Origin of the sequence: Cryobacterium sp. TMT1-62, assembly GCF_004403145.1 — a bacterium.
Classification (GTDB): Bacteria; Actinomycetota; Actinomycetes; order Actinomycetales; family Microbacteriaceae; genus Cryobacterium; species Cryobacterium sandaracinum.
The window spans coordinates 1-15,127 of sequence record NZ_SOGZ01000006.1 but is presented as its reverse complement, the minus strand read 5'-3'; the positions used below and the strand labels follow the sequence as shown (position 1 = coordinate 15,127).

Annotated in this window: 16 protein-coding genes; 9 read left to right on the top strand and 7 right to left on the bottom strand. The window is 67.7% G+C overall.

Annotation, left to right across the window (positions count from 1 at the left end):
* The first annotated feature begins 13 nt into the window (after positions 1-13).
* Entirely contained in the window at positions 14-805 is a 792-nt protein-coding gene (locus E3T34_RS02095; RefSeq protein WP_134342015.1) for a DUF6671 family protein, read from the top strand.
* A gap of 60 nt (positions 806-865) precedes the next feature.
* On the opposite strand, the gene E3T34_RS02090 is transcribed toward E3T34_RS02095, so the two are convergent.
* Positions 866-1,588: a hypothetical protein gene (locus tag E3T34_RS02090; protein ID WP_104099656.1), complete on the bottom strand. Its 723-nt coding sequence runs from the start codon at positions 1,586-1,588 to the stop codon at positions 866-868.
* A gap of 81 nt (positions 1,589-1,669) precedes the next feature.
* Here E3T34_RS02090 and E3T34_RS02085 point away from each other — a divergent pair, with 81 nt between their 5' ends.
* On the top strand, positions 1,670-2,149 hold the full coding sequence (locus E3T34_RS02085; protein ID WP_134342014.1) for a PPOX class F420-dependent oxidoreductase: 480 nt from the start codon (positions 1,670-1,672) through the stop codon (positions 2,147-2,149).
* 135 nt (positions 2,150-2,284) lie between these two features.
* Entirely contained in the window at positions 2,285-4,450 is a 2,166-nt protein-coding gene (locus E3T34_RS02080) for a RecQ family ATP-dependent DNA helicase (RefSeq protein WP_134342013.1), read from the top strand.
* 32 nt (positions 4,451-4,482) lie between these two features.
* Here the strand turns inward: E3T34_RS02080 and E3T34_RS02075 are convergent, their stop codons facing one another.
* Positions 4,483-5,493 carry an ADP-ribosylglycohydrolase family protein gene (locus E3T34_RS02075; protein WP_134342012.1) on the bottom strand — a complete coding sequence of 337 codons (1,011 nt, stop codon included), beginning with the start codon at positions 5,491-5,493 and terminating at the stop codon, positions 4,483-4,485.
* Positions 5,494-5,751: 258 nt separating this feature from the next.
* On the opposite strand from E3T34_RS02075, the gene E3T34_RS02070 reads away from it, so the two are divergent.
* From E3T34_RS02070 to E3T34_RS02060, 3 genes are read left to right on the top strand one after another with little or no spacing between them, the layout of a single operon-like run.
* Positions 5,752-6,564, top strand: a complete 813-nt coding sequence (locus tag E3T34_RS02070) for an amino acid ABC transporter substrate-binding protein (RefSeq protein ID WP_134342011.1) — start codon at positions 5,752-5,754, stop codon at positions 6,562-6,564.
* Positions 6,565-6,576: 12 nt separating this feature from the next.
* Entirely contained in the window at positions 6,577-7,245 is a 669-nt protein-coding gene (locus tag E3T34_RS02065; protein ID WP_104099661.1) for an amino acid ABC transporter permease, read from the top strand.
* The gene (locus E3T34_RS02060) at positions 7,232-8,047 is read left to right on the top strand and encodes an amino acid ABC transporter ATP-binding protein (RefSeq protein ID WP_134342010.1); all 816 of its coding nucleotides are present in this window, start codon (positions 7,232-7,234) and stop codon (positions 8,045-8,047) included. The genes E3T34_RS02065 and E3T34_RS02060 overlap by 14 nt, the downstream gene beginning before the upstream one ends.
* Positions 8,048-8,107: 60 nt before the next feature.
* On the opposite strand, the gene E3T34_RS02055 is transcribed toward E3T34_RS02060, so the two are convergent.
* Complete coding sequence (locus tag E3T34_RS02055; RefSeq protein ID WP_104099663.1) at positions 8,108-9,136, bottom strand: TerC/Alx family metal homeostasis membrane protein; 1,029 nt, start codon at positions 9,134-9,136, stop codon at positions 8,108-8,110.
* A gap of 168 nt (positions 9,137-9,304) precedes the next feature.
* Here E3T34_RS02055 and E3T34_RS02050 point away from each other — a divergent pair, with 168 nt between their 5' ends.
* Positions 9,305-9,997, top strand: a complete 693-nt coding sequence (locus E3T34_RS02050) for a Pr6Pr family membrane protein (RefSeq protein WP_104099664.1) — start codon at positions 9,305-9,307, stop codon at positions 9,995-9,997.
* 13 nt (positions 9,998-10,010) lie between these two features.
* Here E3T34_RS02050 and E3T34_RS02045 read toward each other — a convergent pair whose 3' ends face one another.
* Together E3T34_RS02045 and E3T34_RS02040 are read right to left on the bottom strand one after the other, a co-directional pair.
* Positions 10,011-10,367: a MarR family transcriptional regulator gene (locus E3T34_RS02045; protein WP_370248020.1), complete on the bottom strand. Its 357-nt coding sequence runs from the start codon at positions 10,365-10,367 to the stop codon at positions 10,011-10,013.
* Positions 10,364-11,455 carry a TerC family protein gene (locus E3T34_RS02040; protein WP_104099665.1) on the bottom strand — a complete coding sequence of 364 codons (1,092 nt, stop codon included), beginning with the start codon at positions 11,453-11,455 and terminating at the stop codon, positions 10,364-10,366. Before E3T34_RS02040 ends, E3T34_RS02045 begins: the two co-directional genes overlap by 4 nt.
* A 232-nt stretch (positions 11,456-11,687) precedes the next feature.
* Here E3T34_RS02040 and E3T34_RS16800 point away from each other — a divergent pair, with 232 nt between their 5' ends.
* Positions 11,688-12,143, top strand: a complete 456-nt coding sequence (locus E3T34_RS16800; RefSeq protein ID WP_134342009.1) for a cupin domain-containing protein — start codon at positions 11,688-11,690, stop codon at positions 12,141-12,143.
* Between the two features lie 131 nt (positions 12,144-12,274).
* Here the strand turns inward: E3T34_RS16800 and E3T34_RS02030 are convergent, their stop codons facing one another.
* Positions 12,275-12,637, bottom strand: coding sequence for a DUF2834 domain-containing protein (locus E3T34_RS02030; protein WP_104099135.1), 363 nt, complete (start codon positions 12,635-12,637; stop codon positions 12,275-12,277).
* 49 nt (positions 12,638-12,686) lie between these two features.
* Between E3T34_RS02030 and E3T34_RS02025 the strand changes: the two genes are divergently transcribed.
* Positions 12,687-13,463: an HNH endonuclease family protein gene (locus E3T34_RS02025; protein WP_104099136.1), complete on the top strand. Its 777-nt coding sequence runs from the start codon at positions 12,687-12,689 to the stop codon at positions 13,461-13,463.
* 36 nt (positions 13,464-13,499) lie between these two features.
* On the opposite strand, the gene E3T34_RS02020 is transcribed toward E3T34_RS02025, so the two are convergent.
* Positions 13,500-15,127 (bottom strand): SbcC/MukB-like Walker B domain-containing protein (locus E3T34_RS02020; protein ID WP_304993893.1); only part of this gene is annotated, 1,628 nt, incomplete at its 5' end.

Genomic DNA, 15,127 nt, shown 5'->3' with positions numbered 1-15,127 from the left:
CACCTTCGCCACCATGCACGGCAAGGAGCACCTCGCCCAACAGGCATTCCGCGACATTCTCGGCGCGACAGTCAGCGCTGCGGGGGGCCTGAACACTGACCAGTTCGGGACCTTCGCCGGCGATATCCCACGCACCCTCAGCCCCCGCTCGGCAGCCCGCGCCAAAGCGCGACTGGGTATGCAGATCGCCGGCACCACTCTTGGACTTGCCTCCGAAGGCAGCTTCAGCTCCGGATTCGGTCCTCTCGTTGAAAACACGGAGATTCTCCTGTTCATCGACAAAACCCTGGGGTTGGAACTCGTCGAGGGCGCCGTGAATATCTCCGCGCTGCCTGGAGGCAGACGCGTCGACAACGCCGACAGCGCTCTCGCGTTCGCGTCAGCCGCGGGATTCCCCGAACAGGGAGTGATCGTGCAGAGCACAAACGATAATCACCTGACTGTCTACAAGAACTTCACGCAACTCAGCGACCTCGAGGAAACCGTCGACATGCTTCTGACGGACCAGTCCACCGTCACGATTCTGCCGGACTACCGAGCGCACAAATCGCCAGCGCGGGCAGAGACGATTCGCAGGCTGAGTTATCAGATGGCTCGTCGCCTCGTTACACCCTGCTCCCTGTGTCAAGCACCTGGGTTCGGTCAGGTAGACATCGAACGCGGCGTTCCCTGTTCCGACTGTAGATCAGCGACCACATTGATCGCCGCGGACCTCCACGGCTGCGGACGCTGTACCCACAGGACCCGGATACCGCGTGGCCAGGCCACCGCCGACCCGCAATGGTGCGACTATTGCAACCCGTAGTGAGGTCAGGCGTTATTCGTGCTCCCCGTCGGCCTCATGCATGGTGGTCCGCGGCGCGCCTCAGACCTCGGACTGCAGGGCCGCCCGGGCGAACGCGGCCCCACCGGGCGTGACGATCCAGCGCGTGTAACTGCTGGTGCCGGCATCGAACACACCGAGTCGGCGCAGCAAGCGCCACTTCGGCAGCACCAGGTTGAAGGCCGCGTCACTGGAGAGCGGGGCACCGTCGGCCCGCACCCAACCGATGGTCTCCAAACTGAGGGCCAGCAGCTGTTTGAACAGCTCGGCCTCGTCAAAACCCCGCCGCGCGATGAGTAGGAGCAGCAGCCTGGTGGCGTCGGACTCGGCCGGGTCGCGACTCTGGTGCGCGGTTCTGGCCAGATGCCACCACAGATCGCGCGGCGCCTCGACGAGCGCCCGGCCGCGACTGGTCTGCAGCAGCATCCCCTTGCTCACTCGGAGCAGGCCCACGCTGCGCAGGTGTGCGCGCAACTCCAGCAGAGGCAGGAAGTGGCTCTCCCGGCTGGCCGTGACGGGCCAGCCCCAGTCGAGCTGGGTCGAGGCTTCCACGACCACCGCGGGCGGGAGGTAGCCGGCCTGGGTCAGACGGATACCGTGCTCACCGACGCGGCGCAGCATCCACTGCACGGGCGCCACCATGCGCTCCATCGCCCGCACCGGCAGCAGAATGGAGTCGGTCACCCGTGCCTCCGCGAGCACCAGGCGGAACCCGGCGACGGAGTCGGGGTGCATGCGTGTTTCGAGTTCCTGGACGACCTTCACGGTGCGAGCATAGCGAGGTGTGGCCGCGGAGCCTGATGCGACCGATCGTGTCGGGCATCCGCTCTGCCGTAGCCTTGGATCATGGCCAGAGACATTGCAACCACCACCACAGTCGACCTCGCCGAGATGCTCGCTTTCGTGCGCCCGAGGCACCGGATGCTGCTGGCCACCACCCGCACCGACGGCCGCCCGCAGATCTCGCCCGTGACCGGCGGGGTCGACCCCTCCGGCCGAATCGTGATCTCCTCCTATCCTGCCCGGGCGAAAACCCGCAACGCGGAGCGAAATGTGCTTGCCTCCGTACTGGTGCTCTCGGAAGACTGGGACGGCGGCTGGATCCAGGTCGACGGCGACGCCGAGGTGCTGCACATGCCCGAGGCCGGCGACGGGCTGGTCGAGTACTTCCGCTGCATCTCCGGCGAGCACTCCGACTGGGCCGAGTACCGGGCGGCGATGGCGCTTCAGGACAAGTCCCTGATCCGCATCACCCCCAGCCGGTGGAGCCCGATCGGCACGGGCGGCTTCCCGGCCGACGTCGCCGCCCGGCTCGACGCACTGTAGCCGCGCTCGCAGGATCGGCGTCGCGGCGCACCCTGGGGAAGCAGGCGCACGTTCGTCCGTGCGCCCGCTTCCATAACCTGCGCCGCGAGGCCTGGCGCCCGGCGCGCTGTCACCAGCATCTGCGAAGCTGGACGGATGACCGACACCCGCGCCGCCGCCCTCGAGATTCTGCGCAACCTGGTCGGGCGTGACGACGCCGACTTCCACGAGGGACAGTTCGAGGCGATCGAGACCCTCGTCGACCAGCGCCGACGGGCCCTGGTCGTGCAACGCACCGGGTGGGGCAAGTCGGCCGTCTACTTCGTCGCCACGCTGCTGCTGCGCCGCCAGGGAGCCGGCCCCACCATCCTGGTGTCGCCGCTGCTCGCCCTGATGCGCGACCAGGTGGCCGCGGCAGCCCGGGCCGGGGTGCGCGCCGTGTCGATCAACTCCTCCAACCCGCACGAGTGGGCAGAGGCGCAGCAGCAGCTGATCGACGACGAGGTCGATGTGCTGCTGGTGTCGCCGGAGCGACTCAACAACCCGAAGTTCCGCGACGAGCAGCTCCCCGCGCTCCTCGCCCGGGTGGGCCTGCTCGTCGTCGACGAGGCCCACTGCATCTCCGACTGGGGCCACGATTTCCGGCCCGACTATCGGCGCCTGCGCGACCTGATCGCCCAGATGCCCGCCGGGGTGCCGGTGCTGGCGACCACGGCCACGGCGAACAGCCGCGTGGTGACGGATGTCGCGGCACAGCTCGTCTCGACCGGCGCGACGGTCGCAAACGGCGCAACCGGCGTGGCAGGCGCTGAGGTGGTCACCATCCGCGGCCCGCTCGCCCGGGCATCTCTGCGCCTCGGCGTACTGCGCCTGCCCGACTCGCGCACCCGGCTGGCCTGGCTGCTCAGCCACATCGACGAGCTGCCCGGTAGCGGCATCATCTACACCCTCACCGTCTCGGCGGCGGAAGACACCGCACGTCTGCTGCGGGAGGCCGGGCACCCGGTGCGCGCCTATACCGGGCAGACCGACACCGCGGAGCGGGAGGAGTCCGAGGGCATGCTCAAGCGCAACAAGGTCAAGGCCCTCGTCGCCACCAGCGCCCTGGGCATGGGGTTCGACAAGCCCGACCTCGGCTTCGTGTTGCACCTGGGTGCCCCCTCCTCCCCCGTGGCCTACTACCAGCAGGTCGGCCGCGCCGGCCGCGCCACCGAGAACGCCGACGTGCTGCTGCTGCCCGGAGTCGAAGACGAAGACATCTGGCAGTACTTCGCCACCTCCTCGATGCCCAGCCAGCACAAGGCGGAAGCCGTGATCGGGGCGCTCACGGAGCACGGATTGGCCCCGCTGTCCACACCGGCGCTCGAGGCCCGCGTCGACCTCAAGCGCAGCCCGCTCGAGCTGCTGCTGAAGGTGCTCGACGTCGACGGCGCCGTGCGCCGCGTCACCGGCGGCTGGGTGTCCACCGGCCGGCCCTGGTTCTACGACCGGGAACGCTACGAACGCATCGCCGCCGCCCGGGTGAGCGAGCAGCAGGCGATGCTCGACTACGAGCGCACCACCGGCTGCCGGATGGAATTCTTGCAGCGCGCGCTCGACGACGACACCGCGGTGGCCTGCGGCCGCTGCGACAACTGCACCACGGCCTGGTTCCCCGGCGACGTGCGGCCCGAGATGACCTCGGCCGCCGCCCGGGCCCTCGACCGGGTCGGCGTGGCTCTCGAGCCGCGCGCGCAGTGGCCCACCGGGGTGGCGAGCCTGGGCGTGAACGTGCGCGGCAACATCCCGACCGGCGAACGGATGCTGCCCGGCCGCGCCCTCGCCCGCCTCACCGATCTGGGCTGGGGCGGCCCGCTACGCGACCTGTTCGCCACCCAGTCCTCCGACGCGCCGTCCACGGATGCCCCGGCGAGCCCAGCCCTGATCCAGGCCTGCATCCGCGTGCTGGTGGAGTGGGGCTGGGACGAACGGCCGGCCGCGGTGGTGAGCGTGCCCTCGCGGCGGCATCCGTTGCTGGTCGGATCGGTGGCTCGGGCGTTCGCCGAGGCCGGCCGCCTGCCCTGGCTCGGCTCGCTCGACCTCGTGAACGGCGGCCCCACCGGCACGGCGGGCGGCAACAGCGCCTACCGGCTCTCCAACGTCTGGGACCGTTTCGCGGTGGGACCGAAGCTGGCCGCGGCCCTCGACACGGTGCAGGGCCGACCGATCCTGCTCGTCGATGACCTCGCCGACAGCCGCTGGACGCTCACGGTTGCGGGCCGCCTACTGCGTCGCCAGGGGGTGGCGGCCGTGCTGCCGTTCGCGTTGGCGTTGAAGTCCTGAGCTGCCGGAGAACTGAAGCTTTCGCCCTGACGTCAACGCAGCGCGCGCAGCTTGACCGTGCGCTGCAAGCCGACCTCGTCGGCCCGGACTCCCCCGACCGTTCCGCAGTGGGCTGACTGCATGGACAGGCGCACCAGGTCAACGCCGCGCAGCCCCGGCCAGCCCTGCACCAGGTGGCGCCAGGTTGTTGGCACAGCTTCCAGCCCCCAGCGGGCGGCGGTCAGCGCGCCAGCGACACCTGCTACGGCGTCGGTGTCGCCGCCGCCGCGCGCCGCGACTTCGATGGCGCGACGCACCTGGCCGGCATCCGTTCCCCGGGCGTACGTGATCGCCGACCAGGCAGCCTGCAGGGTCTGCACGACCCAGCCGTTACCCGGGAAATCCGCGGGCCGTTCACGCTCGGCATCGTCGAACCGGGTAGACCAGTCCGCGCGGCGCTCGCTCGTCAGGGCGGACAGGCCCACCCGAATGTCGAGTTCGCCCTCGAGCACGGCGTGCCGCAAAGCGAGCCCGAACAGCACGCAGGCATCGCCTGCCTCGGTTTCACGGTGCGTCAGCTCGCTGACCAGGCGCGCGGCCTCGGCCAAGGCGACCGGATCGCCGAGGAACGCCAGCGCCACCGGCGCGGTTCTCAGGAGCGATCCGTTGCCGGCGCTGCGCCCGTTGCGATCATGCTGCTCCCTCGCCCCGCGACGCACGGAGTCGGCGTTCGGCTCGCTGCCCGAGAGCACCGCCCCCAACTGCACGCCCGCGTACGGTGCCGATTTCGCCCAGGCCACCCATTGGGCCACGACGATGTCGAGGACCGAGTCGTCTCTGAGATCCCCGCCCTCCGCCGCGGCGATCGCGAGCGGCACCGCCATGGCCGTGTAGTCGGTCCACTCGCCGGGTACCCAGTGGAAGCCGCCGCCGCCGCGCATGCTGACCGGGGTGGTTTCCGGTAGCGGCCCGGCAAACTCGTAGCCGGCCCCGAGCGCGTCCCCGCAGGCCATGCCCAGCAGCACCGCTGCTGATCGGTCGTGTTGGTCGGCAGTCAGCTTCATTGCAGGCTCCTTCGGGTCGGGCCGATTCGGGTCGGGTAAGGACCGGAGTACCTGCACATCCGAGAACGAACATCGGGTGCACGGGTCGAGCGCAGCCTATTCCGGCCCAAAATCCCCGGCAAGGCCATTGACCGGGGCCTAACCGGTGTGTGACGCGGCGCGTCACGGGAATACTTACCGGGGCGCACTCCTTGTTAGTCTTCAGACATCGCTTTTCGGCGATGAATACGCACCTGCAACCTCGGTTAGGCCAGAAAAATGAAGCTCAAGATCCTGTCGGCGGTATTACTCACAGCGCTCACCGTGTCGCTGGCCGGCTGCTCCGCGAGCACCGACACCGACGACGCAACCACCACCGGCGCCGACACCTCGCTGTCCTCCGTCATAGACGCGGGCGTGCTCACCATCGGCACCGAGGGCACGTACCGCCCGTTCACCTTCCACGAGGGTGGCTCCGGCGCACTGGCCGGCTACGACGTCGAGATCATCGAGGCCGTCGCAGCCGAGCTCGGAGTCACGGCCAAGTTCGAGGAAACCCAGTGGGACGGCATCTTCGCCGGCCTCGAGGCCGGCCGCTTCGACGTCATCGCCAACCAGGTCACGGCCACCCCGGAACGCGTCGCCAAGTACAACTTCTCGACCCCCTACACGTTCTCGACCGGCGTGATCGTGGTCAAGAGCGACAACACCTCGATCACCTCCTTCGAGACCCTGGCCGGCAAGACCACCGCCCAGTCGCTCACCAGCAACTGGAACACCCTCGCCACCGAGAGCGGCGCACGTGTGCAGGCCGTCGAGGGCTGGGCCCAGTCGGTCGCCCTGGTCGAAGAGGGCCGCGTCGACGCGACCGTGAACGACAACCTTACCTTCCTCGACTACCAGAAGCAGACCGGCGCCACCGGGCTCAAGGTCGCCGCGAACACCGACGAAAAGTCCGCAACCTCGTTCGCTTTCGTCAAGGGAAGCACGGAGCTGACGGACGCCGTCGACGCGGCCCTCGAGAAGCTCGCCGCCGCCGGCACCCTGACGTCGATCTCGGAGAAGTACTTCGGGTCCGACGTTTCCCAGTAACCCCGTCCAGCCATGAACCAATCCGCCTGGGACCTGTTCTGGACCTCGCTCGGTCCCATCGTGCAGGGGGCGATTCTCGGCACCATCCCGCTGGCGCTCGCCTCGTTCACGATCGGTCTGGCGCTCGCGCTCGGGCTGGCGTTGATGCGCCTCTCCCGGCGCCGGTGGGTGTCCGGCATCGCCCGGGTCTACATCTCGATCGTGCGCGGTACCCCACTGTTGGTCCAGTTGTTCGTGATCTTCTACGGCCTGCCGTCGCTGGGCATCCTGATCGATCCGTGGCCGAGCGCTGTGATGGCGTTCTCGCTCAACGTCGGCGGCTACGCCGCCGAAGTGATTCGGGCTGCCATCCTCTCGGTGCCCAAGGGACAATGGGAGGCGGCCTACATGATCGGCATGTCGCACCGTCGCGCGCTGACCCGGATCATCCTGCCGCAGGCCGCCCGTGTCTCGGTTCCGCCCCTGTCGAACACCTTCATCAGCCTGGTCAAGGACACCTCCCTCGCCTCGCTGATCCTGGTCACGGAGCTGTTCCGCGAAGCACAGCAGGTGGCCGCCTTCAGCCAGGAATTCATGCTGCTCTACCTCGAAGCCGCCCTGGTCTACTGGGTGATCTGCCTGGGCCTGTCCTCGGTGCAGAGCGTTCTCGAGAAGCGATTGGACCGCTATGTCCCCCACTGATCCGATTGATCCGACCGAACCGACGGCCCCGGATGCCGCGGCGACCTCCGACGCCCTGCTCCGCGTGCGCGGGCTCCAGAAGAGTTTCGGCGCCAACCAGGTGTTGCAATCCATCGAGCTGACGGTGGGTCGCGGCCACGTGCTCGCCCTGATCGGACCCTCCGGTTCCGGCAAGACCACCATCCTGCGCTGCCTGAACGGCCTGGAACTGGCCGACGGCGGAACGATCGACGTGGCCGACGAACTGTCGGTCGACTTCGCAGCCATTCCGGGGAAGAGTCAGCGTGCGGCTCTGCGCGACCGGTCGGCCATGGTCTTCCAGCACTACAACCTGTTCCCGCACAAGACCGTACTGGAGAACGTGCTGGAGGGGCCCGTGGTGGTGCAGCGCCGCCCGAAGGCGGAGGTCGAAGCGGAGGCGCTCGCGTTGCTCGACCGCGTGGGCCTCAGCGCCAAGAAGGACAGCTACCCGTTCGAACTCTCCGGCGGCCAGCAGCAGCGTGTGGGCATCGTGCGCGCGCTCGCCCTGCGCCCGCAGCTGCTGCTCTTCGACGAGCCCACGTCATCCCTCGACCCGGAACTCGTGGGCGATGTTCTGCGCCTGATCAAGGAACTGGCGGTGGAGGGCTGGAGCATGGTGATCGTGACCCACGAACTCGAATTCGCGCGCGAGGTAGCCACCGAGGTGGCCTTCGTCGACGGTGGCCGGATCGTCGAGCATGGCGACCCGAATCAGCTGCTGCGCCACCCGAAGGAGGAACGCACCCGGCAGTTCCTGCACCGGCTGCTGTTCCCCTTCTAGGTGCACATCCAGGCGTGGGGCCGACCTCGCCGGGCAGCGGCTCAGCCCCTCACCTGCCCGTCAACTCTTGTGCCCGGAGTCGGGCTGATCCGCTGGTTCAGTCTCGGAATGATCCGCTGCCCGGAGTGAGCCGGCATGAGCTCGCACCGTGGGATCCTGGCGTGTCTTGATCAGGCTGGCGACCGTGGTCACGGTCAAGACCACACCGATGACGATCAGGCTGAGATTCGTGCTGATCTCCGGCACTCGGCCATCAAGGCCGTGTGCCCAATGCAGAACGAGTTTCACACCGATGAAGGCCAGGATGAGGGACAGGCCGGTCGACAGGTAGACCAGCCGGTCGAGAAGCCCCTTGACGAGGAAGAAGAGCGCCCGGAGCCCGAGCAGCGCGAAGGCGTTGGCGGTGAAGACGATGTACGCCTCATCGGTGATTCCGAAGATCGCCGGGATCGAATCGAGTGCGAACAGGAGATCGGTGCTGCCGATCGCTATCAGCACGATAAACAGCGGTGTCACCGCGCGGCGGCCGGCGCTCCGCGTGAACATTCGACCGTCGACATAGTCGTCGGTAACGGTCAGGCCCCGACGGGCCACCCGGACCAGTACGTTGTCTTGCACGTCAGGGTCGACGTTACGGTGCCGGAAGAGCTGTACGGCTGTGAAGATCAGCACCAGACCGAAGATCAGGAACATGAATGAGAACAGCGAAAGCAGGGCGGAACCCAGTGCAATGAAGATCGCCCGCAGAATGAGTGCCAGCAGGATCCCGAAGATGAGAACTTTCTGCTGGTATTTTTCCGGGACCGCGAAGGTCGACATGATGATCACGAAAACGAAGAGGTTGTCGATGGACAGGCTCTTCTCAACGATGTACCCGGCGAAGTATTCCGCGCCGAACCCCCAGCCCACCTGCGCCGCGAAAACGAGACCGAACAGGATCGCGACCGCGATGTACAGCACCGACGAGAGTGCGGCCTCCCGAAACTTGACGACGTGCGGCCGGGCGATGGCCAAACCCAGGTCCAACGCGAGCAGACCCAGAATGACGGCGATGGTGAGCGTCCAGCGGAGCGCAGTTACTTCCAGCAACTGTGACCTTCCTGTCGTGTCCTCAGCGAGAATTTCAGCGTGAGCCTACTCATAAGAGGAACTAAATAAGCATGAACGTCAACAGTATCCTGCCTCTGCTGCTGACCCCCTTCCGGGCAAGCGGCCTGCCTTGCTAAATCCCCAGCTCGTCCGCACTATTCTTTTCCAGTGACTTCAACAGCGATCTCTCCGGTGGGCTCCGACTCAGCATCGCCCTCCACCTTCCGGCAGCTTTCCGGTCTGCTGCGGATCGGCATGGGACTGCTACTCCTCGCGAGCATCATTACGCAGATCACCGACCAGCTCTGGAACGACGCCTTCGTGGCGACCGAGTATTTCGGCTACTTCACCATCCAGTCGAGCCTGATGAACGTGGTCGTGCTGCTCGTGGGAGGTTCCCTCGCCCTTCGCCGAAGCACGGATTCCCAACTCCTCACCGTGGTGCGAATGTCGGTACTCACCTACGCGGTCGTCACCGGGGTCGTCTACAACGCGCTGCTGCGCAACGTCGTCTCCGATGGCTTCATCGGTGTCGGCTGGCCCAACGAGGTGTTGCACGTCTGGGCGCCGATCTTCATCGCGCTGGACTGGATCCTCTCGCCGGGGCGCCCGGCCCTGGCCTGGAAGCGCCTCGGTGTTGCCCTGATCTACCCGCTGGCTTGGGTGGCTTACGCCGTGGTGCGGGGCACCCTGACCGGCTTCTACACCTATCCCTTCCTCGAACCGGCCCAGCCGGGCGGCTACGTGACCGTGATCTTCTACGTGCTCGGCATCGCGACCTTCATCACCGGTCTCGCCGCGGCCGCAATCGCCGCGAGCCGCCTCCGGCCACAGGTTTTGACGACCGAACCTGTGGCCTGATCCGCTGTCGCGGTCAGATCGATCGCGTTGGCGGCGCGAATGTGCTGAACGCGGCGATCATCTCGTCGACGCTGTGCGCCGCGGTCGACGGATGCCGGAACGGCCGGTTCCGCTCGATGCTGTAGTGATTGCGCCGCCCCACCCGTTCGCGGCGGATGTAGCCGGCCGTGACCAGGTCCGCCATGATGCTCAGCGCCGCCCGGGTTGACACCCCTACCGTGTCGGCGAGCTCCTGCACCCGCGCATCGGGGTTCCCCGCGATAGCCAGGAGCAGGTGCGCGTGGTGGGTGAGGAACGTCCACGGCTTGCCGGGGGCATCCGTCGGTCCAGGCGACGGAACGGGCGGCGGTTCGGGCAGCATCTCGGTCATCGGAGGGTCTCGTTCACCTTCTTCTGCTCAGCCTTCTGTTCGGCCTTCTGCTCGGCATTCTGTGCCTTCTGCTCGGGCGTGCGGGCCGATCGGCGCCAGACCGGCTCCATCTGGGCGAGTTCCTCAGGGGTGGCCTCGCGGAACGAGCCGACGGGAGCGGCCTCGAACTCGCGCCGCCCCTGGCCCCGCGTGGCCCGGAGGCTGAGCATGACCGACACCGCGATGATCAGCGCGATCACAGATAGGGAAACGGTCGTCGGGATGTAGAAGACGTCGAGCAGCAGCATCTTGACGCCCACCCAGATCAGCACCAGCGAGAGACCAATCTTCAGGTAGACGAATCGGTGCATGAGGTCGGCGAGCAGGAAGTACATCGCCCGGAGGCCGAGGATTGCAAAGGCGTTGGCGGTGAAGACGATGAACGGTTCACTGGTGACCGCGAAGATGGCCGGGATGGAGTCCACGGCGAACACGACATCCGTCACCTCGACGAGCACGAGAACCGCCAGCAGCGGTGTGGCGAGCAGAATGCCGTTCTTGCGCACGAGTAAGCGCTGGCCGTGGAACGTCTCGGTCATCGGGATGAAGCGGCGGAAGAGGCGCAACACTTGGGATTTCTCGGGGTGCGCGTGCTCGTTGCGGGTGCGGATCATGCGGTAGCCCGTGAAGATCAGGAACGCAGCGAACACGTAGAGAATCCAGGAGAAGTTCTCGATCAACACGGCGCCCGCGGCGATGAAGATGCCGCGCAGCACGAGCGCACCGAGAACGCCGAGGAACAGCACCCGGTGCTGGTACTGGCGCGGCACCGCGAAAGCGGCGAAGATGATCGCCCAGACGAAGACGTTGTCGACCGCGAGGGACTTCTCGATCAGGTAGCCCGCGTAGTACTGCTGCCCGAACTCGGCCCCGGCCGTCACCCAGATCACGACGCCGAAGGAGATGCCGATGAGCACCCAGATCACGGACCAGATCGCGGCTTCGCGCACTCCGATCACATGGGCCTTGCGATGGGCGAACAGGTCGACGGCGAGCATGACGGCGATGATGCCGAACACCGCCAGCCAGGCGTAGAGGGGAACGTCCATGGGGAATGCCTTCCAGTCACTGCTTCGACTGGAGGTCTGGTCCAACCCGGATCGGGTCCCTGTGGCCGGGCTCCGATGACGGAACCGTAATGACGACCACACGCTGGGGATTACTCCCCTCCGAAAATAAGTGAAGCATACTTCACCCTTTGGCGCAAACAGCGGGGTTGACTGCGGCGGTTGAGCACTTCCGCCGCCGCGACTACCGCGCACTGGAACAACGGAGGATCCCATGACGGGTTTTGTCGACAAGATCGAGGACGCGGCCATCCGCAACTCGAATTTCCGCCAGGTGCTGTACACCGCCCGGGGGCTGCAGCTGGTCGTGATGGCGCTGGAGCCGGGCGAGGACATCGGGGAAGAGGTGCACCCGGATCGAGACCAGTACTTTCGGGTGGAGAAGGGCAAGGGCGAGATCTGGATCGACGGCACCAAGACGAAGATCAGGAAGAACTCCGCCATGGTCGTGCCGGCCGGCGCGCGGCACAATGTGCTCAACACGGGCGGCAAGGTGCTGCGGCTCACGGAGCCGAAGCCGAAGCAGAATTCACGCCAGGCGAAGCCGTCCGCCACGCAGGCTACGGCAAAGCCGACGTCGAAGACGGCCGCCAAGCCCGCCGCGAAGACACCACGCAAGCCGGTGGCAAAGCGCCCCTCGACGAGGGCGCGGTCCGCCGACACCAACTAGCTGAGTGCGGCCTAACGAATTCGACGGAGATTTTGAGCATTTCGGGCTGAAACGGATGTTTGGGGCCGGTTTTGAGCAAAATCTCCGTCGAATTGGTTCGAGACCGCCTGGCTGGTCCGCCTGGCTGGCGCCTAGCGGGTCCGGGCTCCGGCAGACGCCGGCCGCACCCGCTGCGCCTGCAGCGTGCGTTCCCGCATTGCGAGGAAAAGCGGGAAGGTGAAGGCGAAGGCTGTCAGACCCGAGAGCACCACGTAGAGCCAACCCCGCTTCATCCCGATCCGCCTGGCCTCGACGATGATCAGGATGCTGCCGGCCACCGCCACCACCAGCAGGTCAACGGTCAGTGACGACACCGCCGGACCGCTGTTCACCCAGTCACCGACGAAGTCGCGTAGCTGCACGATCGCCAGCAGGTTGAAGGTCCAGGTGCCCACGAGGCCGCCGAGGCTGAGCGCCAGGTAGACGGCGGCGAGCGGGGTCCAGTTTTTGGTCATACGTCATTATTGCCGCCCGGTAGGGTCGAAAGCCGACCCTGGGAGCACCATGCCACACGCATCTCGCAAGCCTGCGTCAACCCGCAGCCGGCGTTCCAGGCGACGGCCCGTCACCGCCCTGATGGTGGTCCTGCCGCTCCTGGCTTTGGTCTGGGCGATCGTGGTCGGCGTGCCCGGCGTCACACCGGGCGAGACATCCGTTCCCTTCCCGGTCGGATCCACGGCCGCGGCCCCGGTGACCGGCGACGCGGCCGACCTGCTCGCCACCCTGCCGGTCAAGGGCAAGGCCGCGAAGACCGGCTACGACCGCACCGGCGAGTTCGGCTCCGCCTGGCGCGACGTGGACGACAACGGCTGCGACACCCGCAACGATATCCTGGCCCGCGACCTGGCCGCGATCGTGACCGACGCGTCCTGCCGGGTCTTGAGCGGCCAGCTGCTGGCGCCGTACACGGGCGAATCGGTGTCGTTCGAGCGCGGCGAGACCACCTCGATGCTCGTGCAGATCGACCATCTGGTCGCTTTGTCGAACGCCTGGCAAACCGGCGCCGCACAACTGACCCGGGAAGAGCGGATCGCCCTGGCCAACGACCCGCTGAACCTGCTGGCCTCCGACGGTGTCTCCAACTCGCAGAAGGGCGACGGGGACGCCGCCACCTGGCTACCCGCGGAGAAGTCGTTCCGCTGCGAATATGTGGCCCGCCAGATCTCCGTGAAGGCCACCTACGGCCTATGGGTGGCCCCGGCCGAGCACGACGCCATGGTGCGCGTGCTCGCGACCTGCCCCGGCCAGCCTGCCTACTCGGCCACGCCCGGTCTGGACTAGTCCCGCGCCGGCACAGCACGAACCGGCACAGCCCGGCTACACCGACACGAGGACCTCGTCGATCTCGCTGAAGCCCTGGTCGGTGACGGTGATGACCAGCTTGGCCGGGATCTGCTCCTTCATGGAGTCGACATGGCTGATCAGACCGATGGTGCGGCCGCCGGCGCGGAGACCGTCCAGGGTGCTCATCGCGGTTTCCAGGGTGGCGCCGTCGAGGGACCCGAAGCCCTCGTCGACGAACAGGGTGTCGAGGGCGATGCCGCCGGCCTGGTTCGACACGATTTCCGCCAGCCCGAGGGCGAGGGCCAATGACGCCAGGAACGTCTCGCCGCCGGAGAGCGACTGGGTGGGGCGGGCCCGCCCGGTGTGCGCGTCCCGGATCATCAGCCCGAGCCCGGACTGGCCACCACGGAACTGCACCGAGTCGTCGTGTTCGAGGGTGTAGCGGCCCCCGGTCATGGTGCGTAGCCGGTTGTTGGCCGCTGCAATGATCTGCTCGAGCTGCGCGGCGAGAACGTAGGTCTCCAGGCGCATCCGTTTCGTGTTGGGTTCGTCGCCGTGCACGGCCGCCGCCAACTCCCTAACCTGCGTCTGCGTGGACAGAAGCTCCGCGCCGGCGTCGAAGTGCACGCGGGCATCCGTGACCAGGCCGGTCATGACGGCCACCCGCTCCCCCAGGGAGCCGCGTTCGGCCAGCGCCGCATCCCGTTCCGCCGCCGCCGTCACCAGGGTTTCCCGGGCCGGACCGACGTCGGTCAGGCCGGCGGGAAGACCCGTGAGTGCCGGTTCAGCCAGCACCGAGCGCGCCGCCGCGCGCGAATCGTCGTGGCCGCGGATCAGCTCTTCCAGCTGCCGCACGTCGGCGTCGTTCTGGTGGGCGGCGGCCACGTCCTGCTCGTCGACGAAACCTTCGCGGTCCAGCTGAGCCTGAACGGATGCGCCGGCGGCGTTCCGCAGGCTCCGGCGCTCACGGCTGTGGTCGAGGGCCTCGCCGAGGGCCCGCGCGGAGGCCAGCTCTGCCCGCAGCCGATCGACCCGGTGGCCCACCGAGGCGAAGTCGCCGCGCTGGGCGGACACTCGGTCGTCGATGGCCTGTCGCGCGCTGCGGCGCTCGGCAAGCTGCACGGCCGCCACATCGCGGGCGGAGCAGAGGCCTGCCAGGGCACGGCCGGCCTCGTCGAGTTCGGCCCGCAGCCGGCTCTTGTCGAGGCCGAGCGCTGCCGCCCGCACGCCCGCGTTCACGGCCGCGGCGAGGGCCACCTCGGACGCGGCCATTTCGGCGACGATTTCGTCGATGGTGCGCTCCCCGGCCCGGGCCCGGGCCTCGGCCAGATCGGTGGCCACGGTGCCTGCGGCGACGTGCGTCTGATCGAGTCGGGTCTGCGCCTGCTTCAGGCATGCCCGTGCCGCCACGATGTCGGCTTCGGTGACCGGTTCTTCATCGCCGGTGGCGGGAGCCGGATGCGCGGTCGAGCCGCACACCTCGCACGGCTCCCCCGGCACGAGGTGCGAGGCCAACTCGACGGCGTGGCCGGCCAGCCGCCGGTCCACAAGGGTCTGGTAGCGCACCGCCGCCGCCGCGTTCTCGCCGGCGGCGACCGCGTCGGCCCGGTGCGCCACCTCCAGCTCCGCGTCGAGACGCCGCACCTGGCCGGCCGCGCCCT

Coding starts and splice junctions, on each gene's coding strand:
- E3T34_RS02095 (WP_134342015.1), top strand. CDS start 14: ATGCACGGCAAGGAGCACCTCGCCCAACAGGCATTCCGCGACATTCTC.
- E3T34_RS02075 (WP_134342012.1), bottom strand. CDS start 5,493: ATGAAGCTGACTGCCGACCAACACGACCGATCAGCAGCGGTGCTGCTG.
- E3T34_RS02045 (WP_370248020.1), bottom strand. CDS start 10,367: ATGACCGAGATGCTGCCCGAACCGCCGCCCGTTCCGTCGCCTGGACCG.
- E3T34_RS02065 (WP_104099661.1), top strand. CDS start 6,577: ATGAACCAATCCGCCTGGGACCTGTTCTGGACCTCGCTCGGTCCCATC.
- E3T34_RS02070 (WP_134342011.1), top strand. CDS start 5,752: ATGAAGCTCAAGATCCTGTCGGCGGTATTACTCACAGCGCTCACCGTG.
- E3T34_RS02080 (WP_134342013.1), top strand. CDS start 2,285: ATGACCGACACCCGCGCCGCCGCCCTCGAGATTCTGCGCAACCTGGTC.
- E3T34_RS16800 (WP_134342009.1), top strand. CDS start 11,688: ATGACGGGTTTTGTCGACAAGATCGAGGACGCGGCCATCCGCAACTCG.
- E3T34_RS02085 (WP_134342014.1), top strand. CDS start 1,670: ATGGCCAGAGACATTGCAACCACCACCACAGTCGACCTCGCCGAGATG.
- E3T34_RS02030 (WP_104099135.1), bottom strand. CDS start 12,637: ATGACCAAAAACTGGACCCCGCTCGCCGCCGTCTACCTGGCGCTCAGC.
- E3T34_RS02040 (WP_104099665.1), bottom strand. CDS start 11,455: ATGGACGTTCCCCTCTACGCCTGGCTGGCGGTGTTCGGCATCATCGCC.
- E3T34_RS02025 (WP_104099136.1), top strand. CDS start 12,687: ATGCCACACGCATCTCGCAAGCCTGCGTCAACCCGCAGCCGGCGTTCC.
- E3T34_RS02060 (WP_134342010.1), top strand. CDS start 7,232: ATGTCCCCCACTGATCCGATTGATCCGACCGAACCGACGGCCCCGGAT.